A 16,465-nucleotide genomic window follows, 5' to 3' on the forward strand; every position below is an offset into this window, starting at 1 on the left:
ACTTTAATTACGAATTCCGAATTACGGATTACGAATTATTTAGTCATTTGCCCATTCCTTTGGCGACTAACACCGTCACATCGTCCCGCTCTCGGTTAAAGTCTCGGTATAGCACACCTGCAATCAGGCTGGGATGTTTTTGCATCAAGCCTGGATAGCGATCGAGCTGCCACTTAACGCTTAATCCGTCAGAATGCATAATTAAAAGTCCGTTGGCATACCAAGAATAGCTAAACTCTTGAATTTTGCGGATTTCATGTCCGACTGTGCCATTGTGAGATGACAGATTGTGATGCTCAGTAAAGGAGAAAATACTGGCAGCAATATTGCCAATTCCAGCAAAGCGGACAGACTGTTGTTCAAAGTCGATTTCGGCAATGGCGAGTGCTGCTCCGCGTGTACTTCGCAAGGCGGCGTGGGCAGCTTCGACGATCGCACCAGGAGAATGGTGATAATGTTCTTGAAACATTCTCACGGCTGCTTCAGAAGCACTGGCAGCCGCAGGCCCATGCCCTAAGCCATCGGCTAATAGCAACAGACTGCGACAATTGTCGATTTCACAAGCCCAGGCATCTCCAGAAACCTCTTCTCCTCGTTTGGGCAAACAGATCGCTCCAATTTCTAAAATCTTCTCAGGCAGATGAGGTGCTGGGCCTAGCCAAAGGTGAACCAGGAGCGCTGTTCCTTGGTTGGGAATGGAGTAAATTTCAAATAAACCAGAAAGGCGACGAATTGCACCCATTCCATTGCCTAAAGTTCCGGCTGTGGAAAAGCCATCTTGCAAACACTCATCCACATCGACCATTCCCCGTCCTTTATCTAGCGATAAGATTTCAATGCCAATTCTGGAATGTTGCTTGAGCGATCGCAGCAGCACTACTCCGCCGCGGGCGTGCTGCACCAGATTGTTAGCAATTTCTGTCACCACAATACCAACCTTAGCTCGTTCCGTTTCCTGAAAGCCAAGCTGAGTTGCCAAAGCGATCGCTGCTCTACGAGCTTCTCCGGTCTGGCTGGATTCAATAATTGTGATGGCGACAGAATCTCTCATTTTATTTCCATCGTACAATTGTTACCTGTGTCCCTTCTCCCACTACAGACTGAATTTCAAACTCGTTGGCCAGTCGTTTGGCACCACTCAGCCCCATACCCAACCCGCCCCCCGTCGTGAACCCATCCTTAAGCGCCAACTCAATATCGGGAATTCCCGGCCCTCGATCTTCAAAGGTCAACCTGAGTCCTCGTCGTCTTCCTTGCTCAAGAGTTTCTAGTTTTACTGTGCCGCCTCCACCATAGTCTATGGTATTGCGAGCTAACTCACTAGCGGCAGTCACAATTTTAGTTTGGTCTACTAAGCCAAAGCCAATCTCTACGGCAAGCTGGCGCACGGCCTGCCGAACTAAAACTACATCTGTAGAAGATTGAATGTTGATCGTTTCAGTCTTCTCCATCGTCATCTACACGCCGTTTCGTGGCAGTGATTTGATTTGTGGTTTCACCGAGTGACGATCGCAACAGTGCCATACCCTTTTCGACGTTTAGGGCAGTGCGAATGCCCGTCAGCGACATCCCCAATTCCACTAAGGTGATTGCCACGGCAGGCTGCATCCCGACAACAACTGTCTCAGCATCCAGCACCCGTGATATTCTGGCAATGTTGCCTAAAATCCTACCAATGAAGGAATCAACAATCTCTAATCCAGAAATATCAATCAGCACACCGTGAGCTTGAGTTTGAGTAATGCTGTTGGTCAGATCGTCCTGTAGTGTCATGGCGAGGCGATCGTGCATATCTACCTGGATCGTCACAAGTAGAAAATTGCCCATTTTGAGTATAGGAATACGTTCCATTTCCTATCTACCTATTTGGATTGAGAGTGGGTAATGGTTGCTCCCAAGCGTTTTAGCGCCGTGAGAAAGGCATCGGCTAACGTTGCTTTCGTGACTACATTAGCCAAATCAATGCCGAGATAAACGATCGTTTGGGCAATTTGGGGACGAATGCCACTGATCATACAATCGGCTCCCATGAGACGGGCAGCGGTAACGGTCTTAAGCAGATGTTGAGCAGTTAGGGTATCAACAGTGGGAACGCCAGTAATGTCAATGATGGCAACTTCGGAACCGGTTTCGACAATTTTTTGCAATAACGACTCCATCATCATTTGAGTGCGGGCACTATCGAGGGTGCCGATAATCGGCAATGCCAAAATTCCCTCCCAAAGTTTAACCACTGGGGTAGACAGCTCCATCAACTCTTCCTGCTGCCGCAAAATCACCTCTTCCCGCGTCTTTTGATACACTTCAATTGTCAGCAATCCTAGCCGATCCAGTAAGTTTGTGGCTAGCCAGATATTTTCACCCAACTCAGTAGAGTCTTTCAATTGTTCGCGCATTCGCTTGAAGAGGGGTTGCTTGAACGAAAAGACGAATGTAGCCGTTTCTGAGGGTGTGAAGCCATTTTGCGATCGCGATCGAGAAATACTGTTAAGCATCTCCCGCATCTCCTGCCACTGCACTGCCTGAATATTGGTAAAATTGCCCCGCCCAATGGCAATCCGAAACAAACTTAGGAATTCCCGGCACTCCTCTTTGAGCTGGCCTTCTTTAATCAAGCCTCTGCGAATATTGACACTGGCTAGTTCCTGAGTCCACTCCGACAGCAAGTCTGCCTCGAAGGTTTCCAATATTTCTGATATCTTACTTTCACTCATCGTTTCTGTAAGGGCAACCGCTTTCATTAGTTCAAAATCAGTGTATGCTGATTCAGCCCAAGCTGAAAGCGATGATTACAAAAAGCCTAAAAGCTTGCTAGGCATGAAGTGCGATCAATTGGGCAGACATAGAGCGATGCTTGCGGTAAATGCTCGCCTACGCTAAGATTGATAATCGGCAAAGAAGTCATAAAAAAATGCGATCGTCTAAAAAGCGTGTTTAACTTTTTGATGAATCTGATGGCTGGTTTGCCTGCTAATAACTATTTACCTAAAAAACCCTTAGCACAGCAAGGCGTAGCTCATTCTAACTCCTGAGTTCTGAATTCTGCTGTATTTAACAGGACTTACACAACTGACACAGTGCTCACGCTTGCTGCTAGTGCGCCTGCCATGCTTCTTGACTACTCTTGTGAAAATATTTCTGACTTGTTTAAAAGCTCTATTCAAAAGGTAGAGACATAAAATCAAGCGTGAAAAATTTTACTTTGCTGAATTAGGGGAATGCGAATAATAAACTCAGTACCAACTCCTGGTTGAGAAATGCATTCTAGAGAACCATTATGTCTTTGTGTGATAATTTGGTAACTAATAGCCAGTCCCATCCCCGTACCTTGTCCAACGGGCTTAGTTGTAAAAAAGGGATTAAATATTTCCTTTTGAATATCTTCCGGTATTCCCAGTCCATTATCGGCAATGCGAATTGTGACTTGATTTGGCGTTAGTAATTGGGTACGAATATAAATTCGGGGATTATCCAAAATATTGTGTTTTGTTGCCCAGCGACCTCTAAGTACTGAATCTTCTAAAGCATCGATCGCATTCACTAAAATATTCAGAAATACTTGGTTTAACTGCCCAGCATAACATTCAACCAAGGGGAGGTTGTCGTATTCTTTGATCACATCAATTTGCGGGCATTCATCGGTAGGCTTAAGGCGGCTTTGGATAATCATCATTGTACTATCAATTCCCTCATGGATATCAACCGCTTTCATCTCAGCTTCGTCTAAGCGTGAGAAAGTCCGCAATGATAGCACAATCTCTCGAATCCGCTCTGCTCCCATCATCATCGACTTGAATAATTTAGGGAAGTCTGATCTTAAGAAATCTAGTTCAATTTTATTTGCAAACTCTTCAATTGCCTTGACTGATTGAGGATAATGTTTTTGGTAGAGGTCTAAGAGTGAAAATAAATTTTGGGTATATTCATCAGCCGGTTTGAGGTTGCCGTAAATAAAGCTAACTGGGTTGTTAATTTCATGAGCAATTCCAGCTACGAGTTGCCCTAAACTAACCATTTTCTCATTTTGAATTAACTGAGCTTGAGCCTGCTGTAAGTCTTTGAGAGTTGCAGCGAGTTCTTGCTTTTGAGTAAAAGTTTGTTTGAGTAATTCTGCCTGCTGCAATGCTATACCTAACTGAGAAGCAATTTGGGTCAGTATATATACTTCATCTGTTTGCCATTTTCGAGGCAAATCGTTCTGGTAAACTGCTAGCAGTCCCCAAAGTTGTTGACCTTGATAAATAGCGGTAATCACATAAGCTCTTGCCTGACATTGCTCTAGAATGGAGAGGTAGCACTTACTAAAGCCAGCACTGTAAATATCCTCACAAACGCGATAGGTTTCATTTTGAGAAAAGCGTCCTCCCTGTGTAGATTGTAAGTAAGTATCTACAATTGGAGGAATAGATAAATTTTTCAAGCTACATTCACTGACATTTTCTACTAATTCTGGTTGATGCACCTGCTGCTGAATCAAAGGTAACCACCCTTGTGCTAAGGATTCAGACACAATTGTTCCACTCCAATCTGGATTGAAACGATATAAAATCACGCGGTCAGAGTTAAACAATTGTCTGATTTCTTGAGTGGTTGTCTGGAAAATATATTCTAAATCAAGAGACTGACGAATTTTCTCAACGGTAATAGCGATAATTTTTTGGGATGACGCTGCTTTGAGGAGTGCTTTTCTTCGTAAGAGTTTTACAGATTGGGAACTAGCTTTCTCTGAGGATTTTCGAGGTTGTAACAACATTTTTTATAAAAAGTGAAAATAATTAACAACTAATTTAGTCTAAAATTTAAAAATAACTCTTAAATCCTGTTTAAATTTCTGATGAAGAATTCAAAATTTTAGCTTATATGATTAAGTCTCTTAGGAACGACTATCTTTAAATTTTTGAGCAATCAATTTCAATTTTGCCAAGTTATAGCCTGGATTTAATTTTTGTGAAAACAGCTTGATTGCACCAATCTCAAGTTCCTGCGTGTAAATTTTCAAGAGAACAGTGTCGTGAGGAACAAAATTATTTGAATCAGGACTTACGCAACTGGCCCAATCGGCCTCGGTGCGCCTTCGCCGCATCTTCGATATCAACTAAGATATTTATACTTACAGCCCAAGCAATCGCGAGAATCTTTAGAATAGTAAATAAGGTAAAGATATATATCAGAGTCAAAATCAATGGCACTATTCGGATTTGGCAAAAAGGCAGTTATGCCCACACCTGAAGAAGCTTTGTCAGGAAGGGCGCAATCTATGTCAGTACCCGCTACTCATTATGTCAATAAGAATCCCTTAAAACCTCCTTTTCCCGATGGATTAGAGAAGGCAATCTTTGGCTTGGGCTGTTTTTGGGGTGCAGAACGCAAATTCTGGCAACTTAAAGGAGTTTACACCACCGCAGTCGGTTACGCTGCTGGTTTAACACCTAATCCTACTTATGAAGAGGTATGTAGTGGGCGAACCGGACACAATGAAGTGGTGTTGGTTGTGTTTGATCCCAAAGTGATTAGTTATGCCGAACTACTCAAAGTCTTTTGGGAAAGCCACAATCCCACCCAAGGGATGCGTCAAGGTAATGATGCTGGCACTCAGTACCGTTCAGGAATTTATGTATATTCCGAAACTCAAAAGCAGCAAGCAGAAGCATCGCGGGAAGCTTATCAGCAAGCACTCAACAGCGCAGGTTATGGCAAGATTACTACAGAAATCTTGGATGCGCCGGAATTTTACTACGCTGAAGCTTACCATCAGCAATACTTGGCGAAAAATCCCAACGGGTATTGTGGTTTAGGAGGGACAAATGTATCTTGTCCCGTGGGTGTAGTTGAATCGCAAGTTAGTAGTTAGAAGAAAGCAGGGGAGCAGGGGAGCAGAGGACAAGGGGGACAAAGGGGAATTATTGAACAAATCTCTCCCTTGTTTTCCCCCTCTTCCTTGTCTACCTTGTCTCTTCTTCATGCCCAATGCCCAATGCCCTTACTTAAAATGCCGATTTGAGCAAAGCGATCGCTCTAACCCACAACATAATACTAATGGGCGCTCCAAGTAGAATACCAGCGATCGCCCAGCCTCTTTGATGGGCTTTGAATTGTTCAATACTGCGCCACCGTCTACTTTTCCAAGCCCATTCATTGCCTTTTGCACCAAGAGCGATCGCCATTACCCACCAAGCATTAGGTACAAAACAGAATAAACCATACCACACTTGATTCGGCCACATCCACAACCAAGGCATCAAAAAAGCGCCCCAATTCCAACCGAGAATTTCCTCTGGGACTGTTTCGTTGTGATTATTGATCCCGCATCCAGAATTGTTGATGATTTCTTTTAGCGGCAAAAGCTGATTCTTGTTTGCAGATTTGACAGTTAGTCCCGATTTGAGGGCATTCAGCGCTTGATTAGCACTAGTAAATCTTTGTTCGGGAGCGGGTTCTATCAACTTTTGTAGCCAACTGACAAAACTGGGACTCAAGTTAACTCGATCTGTAAATTGTAGTCGCAAATCCTGCTGGGGTAAATCAGAAGGGGAAGTTCCAGTAAGCAAATGAATCAAAGTCGCTCCCAGTGCATATAAGTCTGAAGCCGCAACCGCTCGACCACCAAATTGTTCCATTGGGGCATAACCATAAGTACCGACAACGGTAAAAGTAACGCCTTCTCTTGCCGCTTTATCTTGAACTGCGCCAAAATCAACTAAATAAATTCGATTATCGTCGCCCCAGATTAAATTACTCGGTTTAATATCTCTATGCAAGACCCCAGGATTCAATTCATGTAGATAGGTGAGAATATTTAAAACTTCAACAGCAATTTTTCGCGCTCGCTTTTCACTAAACCTTTTGCCAACAGCAAGTTTTTCCTTAAGCGACTCACCAGGTATATATTCTTGTATTAAGCCAAACCAGAGTGTGCGATCGTCGATACAAAAATAATCTATATATCGAGGAATGCGGGGATGATTTAGCTGTTTAAGAATTTGTGCTTCCCTCTCAAAAAGTTTCAGGTCATCCCACTGCACAGTACCGCCAAAGGCCAAAAGTTTGACCACAACGGTCGAATTTTCGCCATCAGAGGCTTGTAAATCCAATGCTTGCCAAGTTTGGCGAATTCCATTGTCGCCGAGTTGGCGCTGGATTTGATAACGATCTTGTAATATTTGTTCTGGTTGCAGCATCTTACACCTGCTGGCAATTTACGTTGATGTAATTCCCTTATATTCAAGGATAGTCATTATCTACAAAAACTGGGGAGCCAGATAATTTATTGAAAGCAGTTGAAGATTCCAACTTTGAGGTTCTCTAGAGAGTTAATGCGAATTATTGTTTAGACCGAAAACTTTGGCGTTAGCGTACCCCTACGGGGAAGCAAGCTACGTGAAGCGTCTCGTACAGAAGCTCACCGAAGGTATTGAGCACAAATCGATACCTGTACAGGACTTACGCACAGGTAACGGAAAATCAAACCACAGAGAACACAGAGGAATAAGAGTTAGAGAGGTTTTTTGCGTAAGTCCTACTGTAAATCTGATTGCCTCCTAAAAAACTGTATATTTTGGTACTTTTATAAAAAATTGTTGAGAACGATAGGCAAAGTGCGATCGCAACTAATCATCTGCAAAGCCAATACCAAAGGCAAACTAGTAACCCGCACCATACCAGCTAATAGAAGACGTAAAATTGTAGGAGTTGAACATAAAGAAAATGACTGACACACCCGAATACTTTCCTAATAGGCTAGATCGTGCTGAACAAATAATTTTAGGATTGGCTGAAAGACAAGCTAATGCTCAAGTAGAATTGGATGAACTAAGGCAGGAAATGAGAGAGCTAACCACTAATGTTGACCGTGTTTTAGCTCGTAGCGCAATTTTAGATGATGTACTTCTAGAGTTACGTGATAGTCATGAGCAACACCAACGTAATTTTGAACAACACCAGCGTAATTTTGAAGAACATCAGCGCACCACAAACGCTGCATTGCAAAGTCTTGAGTCAATATTATTGCAGTTAATTAGAAATAATTCTTGATGAGACAAGCTAAAGAAGCTAGTAAACGTTACCAATTGTTGATATAAAAGTTAAAAAGACAAAGTACTTAGCAGACTTAGCATTAGATAAGTCTTTATTCATAAATTTACAGAAATTACTTATGTCAGCACTTGTTTTTAACTTGTCACTAATGGAGTTAATCGAATTTTAGGTGATTATTTTACAGATAATTTTTGCGATAGTAAGCTTGATATTCCGCAGACAGCAGAGGTTCCCACCAATCACGACGATTGAGATACCATTCAACAGTTAAACGTAAACCCTCAGCAATTGTTACTGAAGGTGTCCAAGCAAGCTGAGTTTTAATTTTGTTCGCATTAATTGCATATCTTTGATCGTGTCCCTGTCTATCCTTAACAAAAGTAATCAACTGCTTTGCTGGATGTACTGGTAAATCAGGTGCTAATTCATCCATCATTTGACATAAAAGTTGGACAAGGTTAATATTTTCCACCTCATTATTACCACCAATATTGTACGTTTCTCCTGGTTGACCATGATTAATTACTACATTTAAAGCACGGCAATGATCGCCCACATAAAGCCAATCCCGTACATTTTTACCATCGCCATAAACAGGTAATGGTTTCCCTATCAAAGTGTTGATACACATTAGGGGAATTAGCTTTTCGGGAAACTGATAAGGCCCGTAATTATTAGAGCAATTTGTGATAATAGTTGGAAGTTGATAAGTATGATAATAAGCACGGACTAAATGATCGCTACCAGCTTTTGAAGCTGAATAGGGACTATTGGGAGCGTAAGATGTAGTTTCACAAAAAGCTGCGTCATCTGCGCCCAGGCTACCGTAGACTTCATCAGTAGAAACGTGCAGGAAACGATAATCAGATGGCTGGGCTTTTGTCTCCCAATGTTTCCGAAAAGCTTCTAGTAGGGTGAAAGTTCCGACCACATTAGTTTGCACAAAAGCAGCTGGGCCAAGAATCGAACGATCCACATGAGATTCAGCGGCAAAATGGGCGATGGTATTAATATTTTCCGTTGATAATAGGTTATCTATGATGGTGCGATCGCAAATATCCCCCTGCACAAACCGAAAATTCTCTCCATCCTCAACCAGCGCTAAATTCAGACGATTCCCCGCATAAGTAAGAGCATCCAACACCACCACGCGATCGTCTGGATAAACCTGACACCAGTGATGGACAAAATTCGCCCCAATAAACCCCGCACCTCCAGTAACTAATAACCGCCGACTCATTCAATTTCCTCTCTTCTCTCTGTGATCTGTGCGCCTCTGCGGTTCTTTTTTATTACCTAAAATATTTCTTCCTCAGCTTCCCATATATCCTCTGAGCGAGTAATTTTGCCATCCGTATTTTCGTCAAATCCTTAATATTAGATGGCTGATGAATTTTGTGGTCAAAAAACTCATTTAACTCCTCCAAAATAACTTGGAAACGCTTAATAATCTTTTCAGTCCGATGCTCAATCAAAAAATCTTCAGATAAGCTAAAATCTACTGAATATTCAATCACTTTCAAAATCCGTTGGACATCATATTCTTGAGAATATCCAGCAATCTTATAGCAATTAAATCCAGGGTCTAAGTAATCAGCTAGTCCACCGTTGACACTAGAAAATACTTGACAACCACAAGCAAGAGCTTCCATTGGTTGTAAACCAAATCCTTCACTAACACGCTGTTGTGTCCAGTACTCAGCCGAATCATAGAGGTAAACCTTAGCTCGGTTGAATAGTCCAGGTAAATCCTCTATGTATGAGTCAACAACCAATACTTTACAACGTTTTTGCAACGCTGGAATCAATTCTTTTATTAAATACTCAGAAGACTTCCGAGCTTGAACTAAAACATCAATATCCCGTTCTAAACCTAAATTTTTAAACTCATCATAAATTTGATTGGGCAAATAATAAATCAGAGAGTTGGGTGATTTTTCTCCCCAATATCCCATTGTATAGCGGCTAACAGTCATGATTGGAATACTTGCAGGTAGCCTAAATGGATAACCTGCACTATGTGCATGATAAACGACATTATGTTGCTTAAGTTTAGCCACCAGTTGAGCTATATCAAATCCCCAACTGATCACAAAAATTACATCGTTTAAATTTTTCTCTTTTAACAAATCATCAATAAAAAGCTTATCTTTTTCTCGTTGACGGTAAGTTACAACATCAGCACTACAGAAATTCTGAGCCAGATTAAGCGCTTTTAATTCAGCCCAAAGACCACCACAGGCAAATTTGCTATCTGTACCGGGAAGTAAGAAGTAAAGTTTTCTCATAATTTTATTAGGGCATTGGGCATTAGGGGAGTAATTTTGAATTTTGAATTTTGAATTTTGAATTGGTTCCCCCTCTTGCTCTCTTCATTCTTGCCAGCCTACTTTAACAAAATGTGCCTCACGCCCCCAAACGTCGCGTGTACGGGTAATATTTTCAATTGCTAGGTTAAAAGGAATGGCAGTTGTTAGGTAACGCTGTACCACAGAACCTAAATCAGGTGCGAGTTCCGCGGCTGTCGTTGCTGCTAACCCCAAACCTATAAGTTGCTCGATTGGTCGAAATGGTAGTAACAGATGCACACCGACAGCTAGTCCAGCCGTTAAGAGCATTGCTACTGATAAATTTGTGCCACAACGGGGATGTACAGCCAAATCCCATTCTCCACTGGTAATGCGATATCGAGCAAGTGTGACTGCACGCCGCAAATCACTAATATTTACCTCACCATAGAGGTAGAATCCCTGCTCAGTAGACAAACCGCCTAATAATTCATTATCTAGTTGAACGTTAGTGGATTCTGCTAGAGCAGAATAGGCGCTTTTTGATTCGCTAAGAACCCAAACAGTAGCATGTTCTAAAGCATGAACCTGTCGCAGCATCAAAATTTCTTTCAACCCTGGAATAAACGATAGCTGTCTGAGTAAGTCAGCATCTTGTGTGGGTTGCGGAAAGTCGGAAGATTGGTCTTCCAGACTCAGAACCTTCTCAGATACAGGTATCGTAAAATCAAAGTTAAAAAATTCAAAGGGAGACAAGCTACCCGGAAAAGAAGCGGAAGTATTCATTGGAACACTACTCCCAAAGCCGATGGGGCAACATAGATTTCTTTCAAATGTAACGCTTGCACCACTGAATTGTTGCTAATTTTTGTAGATGATTGTTTTATTGGGGCATGGGGCATTGAGCATTGGGCATTGTAGATACTTCTCCCTAGTCCCCATTACCCCTTATCCCCAGAGGGGGCCCCACCTTCCCCAGTCCTATATCTGTTCTGCTGAATTTGGAAAAAAATTCCGATCTTTGATAGTTTCCGAGTCCGAGGGTCAGCTGGCTCCAATAACATAAACTCCGGCTGAGTGAAGGACTCGGAACTTTTGGTAGAGTGTTCACACTGACACAAAGGCGTAAGGAGGGGAACAATCAGTAAAACTCAAAATTGGCTTGTAATTTACTAGACCAAAGCAATTACGCTTCTACTAGTAAATTGTTTATTCAATCTGGTCAGGTAGAGTACAACAATTGACATCATTCAAGCAGACTTTGCCCCACTGTAAAGCCCAGCGGACAAGGGCTACTCGATTCTCTGTCTCGGTCTTGGTGAGAATGTTACTGATATGGTTATCTACTGTACGCTTGCTAATCTCCAGTTTTCCTGCAATCTCTTGGTTAGTTAAGCCAGCGGCTACTAAGTCGATAATTTGCAGTTCTCTGTCTGACAGACTAACGGGGGTCTCAGACTTGCCACCAGCCATGACTATTTCTATCCTCCCTTGGTATATGTACTTAATCGCTCTTTCTAATTCTAGAAGATTCTTTTCTTGGTAGGGGTTTCAAGTGTTAGCAGTAATATGATTGTCAATATTTTCTTTGGATTTCAAGTTGGCAAAAATATAAACTACACTACATTTTTAGTAATAAATATAGCTCATTTTGATAAATATGTCCTCTACGCACTTATCTAAAATAAGCGAGGATTAGAAGCATATACAGGCTATAGAAGTAGTAAAAATTGCTATTTAATTCTATGAAGGACTGGCGACAGATTAGCAAAAACTATTGTAGATTTTATACTGTAAATTTCTAATCCTAAATCGAAATCTAAAATTGAAAATGAGATGAGCAATCCCCGTGTTTTGTGCCTTGGTGAAATTTTGTTTGATTGTTTAGCCGATCAATTAGGGCTAAAGCTGGAACAAGTGAAATCTTGGACTCCTTATCCAGGAGGGGCACCAGCTAATGTAGCCTGTGCTTTAGTCAAACTGGGAATGTCAGCGGGATTTATCGGAGCCGTTGGCGAAGATGAGCCAGGTAATGCACTGGTCAAGCTATTACAAGATGTAGGTGTAGAGATTACGGGAGTACAACGCCATTCCACAGCACCAACGCGGCAAGTTTATGTTACACGGGATCTGGCTGGCGATCGCACCTTTGCCGGATTTGGTCAGTACGATACTGCCGAATTTGCCGATACTCGCTTGCAAGCTAAACAATTGTCAGATTCGTTGTTTCAACAGGCAGATTTTCTGGTTTTGGGTACTTTAGAATTAGCCTATCCTGAAACTGAAGAGGCAATTCATCGCGCTTTAGAGTTAGCAGAACATTACGACTTAAAAATTGTACTGGATGTCAATTGGCGTCCTGTATTTTGGAAAGAGCCAAACATCGCCCATCAAAAAATTCCAGAATTATTTAAGCGAGTTGATTTCCTCAAGCTCTCCAAAGAAGAAGCTGAATGGCTATTTGAAACCGCAGATCCCGGAGCCATCACTTATCGTCTAGCTTCAATTGAGGGAGTACTGGTGACAGATGGAGAAAACGGCTGCACTTATTGTCTGGGTGAGAACGAAGGCAGATTACCCTCTTTTTCCATCCCTGTAGTTGATACAACTGGTGCAGGAGATAGCTTTTTGGCAGGTTTCATCCACCAACTGAGTCAGTATGGTATCCACAGCTTGCGAGATGCCGAAACCGCAAAACGCATTGTCACCTATGCTAGTGCTGTTGGGGCACTGACTACTATTAAACCAGGTGCGATCGCTTCTCAACCTACTGCTGCTGAAGTCGAAGCTTTTCTCGCCGCAAATAAACTCTAGGAACTAGCATAAGTCACTGGGATATCAGCCACTGAAGGCTGATACTCCTGACTAGAAAATGGACGAAAAGCCTCATGCCATTCTGTGGTCATATTGCACAATAAATGTAAATGCAATTTATCAAATAGTTTTTGAACCTGAAGATAAACACTTTTGGATTAGATGCAAATGCTTCTGTCCTAAGTAATAAATGTAATCTTTTTGCATACGCCTTTGGGAAATTAGCTTAGAGTCTTTATTAAGCTTTATAATCTAAGAAAATGTTAATTTTTAATACAATAGATTGGTTTTATAAATCTCATTTTTATTTGGTTTTATCATAAGTCTAAATAGAGGTTATTGGCAACCTTTGGTGATGATGATTAAAAATTACTCGCTTTAGGGCAGGAGGCACAAGGCAGAAAAGTTTTAAACATTTTGCCTGCAGTCGTGGAACTTGTGACAAAGACTTAGATACTACTTTAAGACGAGATTGTGATGCAGAGATTCTGCAACCCTTACACCACAATAAAAGATGAAGTTTTATTTCTTAAAACTTCTGCTCTGTGACTTGAAAGAGCAGAGTGAGAGAAAGACATTTTCATGCTTGGCAGTGAAACTTATTTCATTACGACTGCCTTAAGCAGCCCGTCATTGATCGCCAAAATCTGACAATAACCCGAATACAACTAAAAATTTAAATAGAAATATCGGGAGTGTATACATGACTTTCAGCATTCCAAAAGATATCCAAAAACATACTGCTTTAGTAGGAAATGTGAATAGTAAAAGTCGAATTGCTTACCAAGCGAGCCGCACAGCGATCGCTGGATTTAATGCAATCTTAATGGCGGGAGCAGAGGCTTATATCAATGGGCTAAAAATCCCCGATTCTCTGCTTAAAGCCCTTTTAAATCTCTCCATACAAATCAGCTACAAGTATTTTCCTGCTCTTTTAGTTCCCTATGAATGGTTGTTGCAAGAAAGCGATCGCCTTGCGGAAGGGTCACACGAACTAATGAATGTTCAATATAACCTACCCGAAAAAATGTTCAGTCTGATCTTGAAAGAAACAGAAGTTTTATATCCTAAATACACGATGGCTTTATGGGAAAAAGGAGCATCCAACCTTGAGCAAGCTCAAATTGACATGCTCGACGATTTGATTGCAAAAGCAGGTATCGAAGACGGAGACGAAATCTTAGATTTGGGATGCGGTTGGGGTTCTGCATCAAATTACATTCTTTCCCGGTTTCCACATGTGAAAGTAACGGCTGTTAATTTGAGCCATCAACAATGCGAATATATGCGGAAAAAAATGCAAGATTCTACCAGTTACCTCAGTTCAGATAGATTTACTCTATATGAAGAGGATTTTAATGATATTGATTTAGAGACTAAGTTTGATAAAATTATGGCGATTGGGCTATTTGAACATGTAGGTAATTTAACAAAATCATTCCCAAAACTGGCTGCTTTCCTCAAAGATGATGGTAAGGTTTTAATTCACATAATTACAACCAAATTACCTGACAACATAACCCATCCTTTTATCAATAAATATATTTTCCCCAATATGCGGGTGTGGAATTATGATGTCATACCAAAGATTGATACAGACTTGAAAACTATTAATCGATGGTATTTAAATGGTGCTAACTACTCAAAAACCCTCAGAAATTGGTTGATCAATTTTGACCAAAATCAAGCAAAAATCAAAGATTTGAATTATGGCATGAACTATGACAAGTTCTGCCGGATGTGGAGACTTTATTTGCTCTTGTGTATACAGTATTTTGACGGTTGTAATGGTGAAATTCTTGGTAACGGTCAATACCTGTTAGGTAAGTCCTAATAATTTAGCGATCGCCCAACCTATCGAGTTATCAATGGGTTGTCTGAGCTTGCTGCCATAGAGTATCAACAGTTACAAACTCATAACCTTGTTGTAGCAGTTGTGGAATGAGAATTTGAATTGTGGCAGCAACATCTTGTCCACCGCAAGCACCATCATGCAAAACAATTATTGAACCATTTTTGACCTGCTGCATAATTCGCTCTACCACGGTGATGACGCCTGGACATACCCAGTCTTCTGGTACAACGCTCCACATAACTGGGCGGTAATTCCACTGAGAAAAAAAATTTAAAGTCGCAGGTGTAAATAAACCATTGGGGGGGCGAACATCTCGCACTTGTTGAGGTTGCAGGTTGCAGGCATTGTAAATTGCAGCTTGGGTTTTTTCTAAACTGTCCTTCAGGTCATTTGGGGAAAGCATGGGAAAAGAGCGATGATCGTAGCCATGCAATCCGATCCAGTGTCCGCGATCGCTAACAGCTTTAGCAATGGTTGGTGAACGGTTGACGCAAACACCCAACCAAAAAAAACTCGCTGTAATCTTGTAACTATCTAACACTGCTAAGACTTCGGGTGTGTATTGAGGATGGGGGCCATCATCGAATGTGAGTGCGATCGCTTTAGTATGGGGATTTCCACTCCAAAGGCAGTTGGGAAAACTTGGCTGGAGAATGCGGTATAAAATTGGAAACAGGGGAGCTAGCTGCATAAAGTTTTTTGTTTTTCCGTAATCTTGCGTAACTACACTGATTACTTAATATAGGGCTGTTAAGTGTGATTTGCACACTTAACAGTCTTAATATCTAGAACTTACACGCTGTACAAATGGACAGTTATATGGGTTAGCATTCCTTGTAATGTTAGTAAATTTTACCTTGTTCCTGTTTCCAAGTTGGAAATGTAGTTTCCACTCACGATCTATTCCTGCCTAGCTGACTCAACTTATTTTTTTAGTTGTCAGATCAACAGGAAATATCGCAGTCACAGAAGTAGGTGGAAAATAAAATTACATACTATATCATATAATTGTCTTTTTGTCAAATTGTAAGTCCTAATATTAACAATTAACCTTTATTAAGGATAAACTTTCGTGGCAATTAATTATTACGGAACTAATGGCAATGATGTTGTCTTCGGCAGTAGTGACAACGATACCCTTAGAGGCTTTGATGGTGATGACAAACTGTTTGGTGGAGCAGGTAATGACTTCATAGATGGTGGCTTTGGCTTTGACACCATTGATGGCGGTACTGGAACTGATACCACATCTTATGCTTTCTTTTCCGGCCCAATTGATGCCAATCTCTCTACTGGTGTAGTTAAGTTTCCGGGAAATTCTACTCTCACGGATAAATTAGTCAGCATTGAGAATTTAATTGGTACAGCTGGCAACGATACGATTGTTGGTAATGATGCCAATAATGTTCTCAGTGGTGAAGCAGGTAATGACTTCATAGATGGTGGCTTTGGCTTTGACACCATTGATGGCGGT

Annotated in this window: 17 protein-coding genes; 6 read left to right on the top strand and 11 right to left on the bottom strand. The window is 41.4% G+C overall.

Going from position 1 to position 16,465, the window contains the following annotated elements:
- Nucleotides 1-43 precede the first annotated feature (43 nt).
- From ACFE93_RS04925 to ACFE93_RS04945, 5 genes are all read right to left on the bottom strand, one after another.
- On the bottom strand, nucleotides 44-1,051 hold the full coding sequence (locus tag ACFE93_RS04925; protein ID WP_375472279.1) for an ATP-binding SpoIIE family protein phosphatase: 1,008 nt from the start codon (nucleotides 1,049-1,051) through the stop codon (nucleotides 44-46).
- Nucleotide 1,052: 1 nt separating this feature from the next.
- Nucleotides 1,053-1,451: an anti-sigma regulatory factor gene (locus tag ACFE93_RS04930; protein ID WP_375472280.1), complete on the bottom strand. Its 399-nt coding sequence runs from the start codon at nucleotides 1,449-1,451 to the stop codon at nucleotides 1,053-1,055.
- Entirely contained in the window at nucleotides 1,438-1,851 is a 414-nt protein-coding gene (locus tag ACFE93_RS04935; RefSeq protein WP_375472281.1) for an STAS domain-containing protein, read from the bottom strand. The genes ACFE93_RS04930 and ACFE93_RS04935 overlap by 14 nt, the downstream gene beginning before the upstream one ends.
- Before the next feature lie 11 nt (nucleotides 1,852-1,862).
- Nucleotides 1,863-2,741, bottom strand: coding sequence for an STAS domain-containing protein (locus ACFE93_RS04940; protein WP_375472282.1), 879 nt, complete (start codon nucleotides 2,739-2,741; stop codon nucleotides 1,863-1,865).
- Between the two features lie 440 nt (nucleotides 2,742-3,181).
- Complete coding sequence (locus ACFE93_RS04945) at nucleotides 3,182-4,753, bottom strand: ATP-binding protein (RefSeq protein WP_375472283.1); 1,572 nt, start codon at nucleotides 4,751-4,753, stop codon at nucleotides 3,182-3,184.
- A gap of 429 nt (nucleotides 4,754-5,182) precedes the next feature.
- Between ACFE93_RS04945 and msrA the strand changes: the two genes are divergently transcribed.
- Nucleotides 5,183-5,851, top strand: a complete 669-nt coding sequence (gene msrA, locus ACFE93_RS04950) for a peptide-methionine (S)-S-oxide reductase MsrA (protein ID WP_375472284.1) — start codon at nucleotides 5,183-5,185, stop codon at nucleotides 5,849-5,851.
- A gap of 133 nt (nucleotides 5,852-5,984) precedes the next feature.
- Here msrA and ACFE93_RS04955 read toward each other — a convergent pair whose 3' ends face one another.
- Entirely contained in the window at nucleotides 5,985-7,178 is a 1,194-nt protein-coding gene (locus ACFE93_RS04955; protein ID WP_375472285.1) for a serine/threonine protein kinase, read from the bottom strand.
- A 396-nt stretch (nucleotides 7,179-7,574) separates the two neighbouring features.
- On the opposite strand from ACFE93_RS04955, the gene ACFE93_RS04960 reads away from it, so the two are divergent.
- Nucleotides 7,575-7,712 (top strand): hypothetical protein, encoded by a 138-nt coding sequence (locus ACFE93_RS04960; RefSeq protein WP_375472286.1) that lies wholly within the window; start codon nucleotides 7,575-7,577, stop codon nucleotides 7,710-7,712.
- A complete protein-coding gene (locus tag ACFE93_RS04965; RefSeq protein ID WP_375472287.1) occupies nucleotides 7,705-8,031 on the top strand; it encodes a hypothetical protein in 327 nt (108 codons plus the stop codon). Before ACFE93_RS04960 ends, ACFE93_RS04965 begins: the two co-directional genes overlap by 8 nt.
- A 181-nt stretch (nucleotides 8,032-8,212) precedes the next feature.
- On the opposite strand, the gene rfbB is transcribed toward ACFE93_RS04965, so the two are convergent.
- The 4 genes from rfbB to ACFE93_RS04985 form a co-directional block, all read right to left on the bottom strand.
- Nucleotides 8,213-9,274 (bottom strand): dTDP-glucose 4,6-dehydratase, encoded by a 1,062-nt coding sequence (rfbB, locus tag ACFE93_RS04970; RefSeq protein WP_375472288.1) that lies wholly within the window; start codon nucleotides 9,272-9,274, stop codon nucleotides 8,213-8,215.
- A 52-nt stretch (nucleotides 9,275-9,326) separates the two neighbouring features.
- Nucleotides 9,327-10,322 carry a glycosyltransferase gene (locus tag ACFE93_RS04975; protein WP_375472289.1) on the bottom strand — a complete coding sequence of 332 codons (996 nt, stop codon included), beginning with the start codon at nucleotides 10,320-10,322 and terminating at the stop codon, nucleotides 9,327-9,329.
- Between the two features lie 84 nt (nucleotides 10,323-10,406).
- Nucleotides 10,407-11,108 carry a DUF6391 domain-containing protein gene (locus ACFE93_RS04980; RefSeq protein WP_375472290.1) on the bottom strand — a complete coding sequence of 234 codons (702 nt, stop codon included), beginning with the start codon at nucleotides 11,106-11,108 and terminating at the stop codon, nucleotides 10,407-10,409.
- 423 nt (nucleotides 11,109-11,531) lie between these two features.
- Nucleotides 11,532-11,795, bottom strand: a complete 264-nt coding sequence (locus ACFE93_RS04985) for a LuxR C-terminal-related transcriptional regulator (protein ID WP_375472291.1) — start codon at nucleotides 11,793-11,795, stop codon at nucleotides 11,532-11,534.
- Nucleotides 11,796-12,158: 363 nt separating this feature from the next.
- On the opposite strand from ACFE93_RS04985, the gene ACFE93_RS04990 reads away from it, so the two are divergent.
- Together ACFE93_RS04990 and ACFE93_RS04995 are read left to right on the top strand one after the other, a co-directional pair.
- Nucleotides 12,159-13,136: a carbohydrate kinase gene (locus ACFE93_RS04990; RefSeq protein ID WP_375472292.1), complete on the top strand. Its 978-nt coding sequence runs from the start codon at nucleotides 12,159-12,161 to the stop codon at nucleotides 13,134-13,136.
- Between the two features lie 703 nt (nucleotides 13,137-13,839).
- On the top strand, nucleotides 13,840-14,970 hold the full coding sequence (locus ACFE93_RS04995; RefSeq protein WP_375472293.1) for a class I SAM-dependent methyltransferase: 1,131 nt from the start codon (nucleotides 13,840-13,842) through the stop codon (nucleotides 14,968-14,970).
- A 31-nt stretch (nucleotides 14,971-15,001) separates the two neighbouring features.
- Here the strand turns inward: ACFE93_RS04995 and ACFE93_RS05000 are convergent, their stop codons facing one another.
- On the bottom strand, nucleotides 15,002-15,682 hold the full coding sequence (locus ACFE93_RS05000; protein WP_375472294.1) for a polysaccharide deacetylase family protein: 681 nt from the start codon (nucleotides 15,680-15,682) through the stop codon (nucleotides 15,002-15,004).
- A gap of 381 nt (nucleotides 15,683-16,063) precedes the next feature.
- Between ACFE93_RS05000 and ACFE93_RS05005 the strand changes: the two genes are divergently transcribed.
- A partial coding sequence (locus tag ACFE93_RS05005) for a calcium-binding protein (RefSeq protein ID WP_375472295.1) occupies nucleotides 16,064-16,465 on the top strand: 402 nt, incomplete at its 3' end.

It is taken from the genome of uncultured Nostoc sp., assembly GCF_964247315.1.
In the GTDB taxonomy this organism is placed as follows: Bacteria; Cyanobacteriota; Cyanobacteriia; order Cyanobacteriales; family Nostocaceae; genus Nostoc.

Excerpts from the sequence above, each read along its gene's own strand:
- ACFE93_RS04925 (WP_375472279.1), bottom strand. The coding sequence starts at position 1,051 with ATGAGAGATTCTGTCGCCATCACAATTATTGAATCCAGCCAGACCGGA.
- ACFE93_RS04930 (WP_375472280.1), bottom strand. The coding sequence starts at position 1,451 with ATGGAGAAGACTGAAACGATCAACATTCAATCTTCTACAGATGTAGTT.
- ACFE93_RS04935 (WP_375472281.1), bottom strand. The coding sequence starts at position 1,851 with ATGGAACGTATTCCTATACTCAAAATGGGCAATTTTCTACTTGTGACG.
- ACFE93_RS04940 (WP_375472282.1), bottom strand. The coding sequence starts at position 2,741 with ATGAAAGCGGTTGCCCTTACAGAAACGATGAGTGAAAGTAAGATATCA.
- ACFE93_RS04945 (WP_375472283.1), bottom strand. The coding sequence starts at position 4,753 with ATGTTGTTACAACCTCGAAAATCCTCAGAGAAAGCTAGTTCCCAATCT.
- msrA (WP_375472284.1), top strand. The coding sequence starts at position 5,183 with ATGGCACTATTCGGATTTGGCAAAAAGGCAGTTATGCCCACACCTGAA.
- ACFE93_RS04955 (WP_375472285.1), bottom strand. The coding sequence starts at position 7,178 with ATGCTGCAACCAGAACAAATATTACAAGATCGTTATCAAATCCAGCGC.
- ACFE93_RS04965 (WP_375472287.1), top strand. The coding sequence starts at position 7,705 with ATGACTGACACACCCGAATACTTTCCTAATAGGCTAGATCGTGCTGAA.
- rfbB (WP_375472288.1), bottom strand. The coding sequence starts at position 9,274 with ATGAGTCGGCGGTTATTAGTTACTGGAGGTGCGGGGTTTATTGGGGCG.
- ACFE93_RS04975 (WP_375472289.1), bottom strand. The coding sequence starts at position 10,322 with ATGAGAAAACTTTACTTCTTACTTCCCGGTACAGATAGCAAATTTGCC.
- ACFE93_RS04980 (WP_375472290.1), bottom strand. The coding sequence starts at position 11,108 with ATGAATACTTCCGCTTCTTTTCCGGGTAGCTTGTCTCCCTTTGAATTT.
- ACFE93_RS04985 (WP_375472291.1), bottom strand. The coding sequence starts at position 11,795 with ATGGCTGGTGGCAAGTCTGAGACCCCCGTTAGTCTGTCAGACAGAGAA.
- ACFE93_RS04990 (WP_375472292.1), top strand. The coding sequence starts at position 12,159 with ATGAGCAATCCCCGTGTTTTGTGCCTTGGTGAAATTTTGTTTGATTGT.
- ACFE93_RS04995 (WP_375472293.1), top strand. The coding sequence starts at position 13,840 with ATGACTTTCAGCATTCCAAAAGATATCCAAAAACATACTGCTTTAGTA.
- ACFE93_RS05000 (WP_375472294.1), bottom strand. The coding sequence starts at position 15,682 with ATGCAGCTAGCTCCCCTGTTTCCAATTTTATACCGCATTCTCCAGCCA.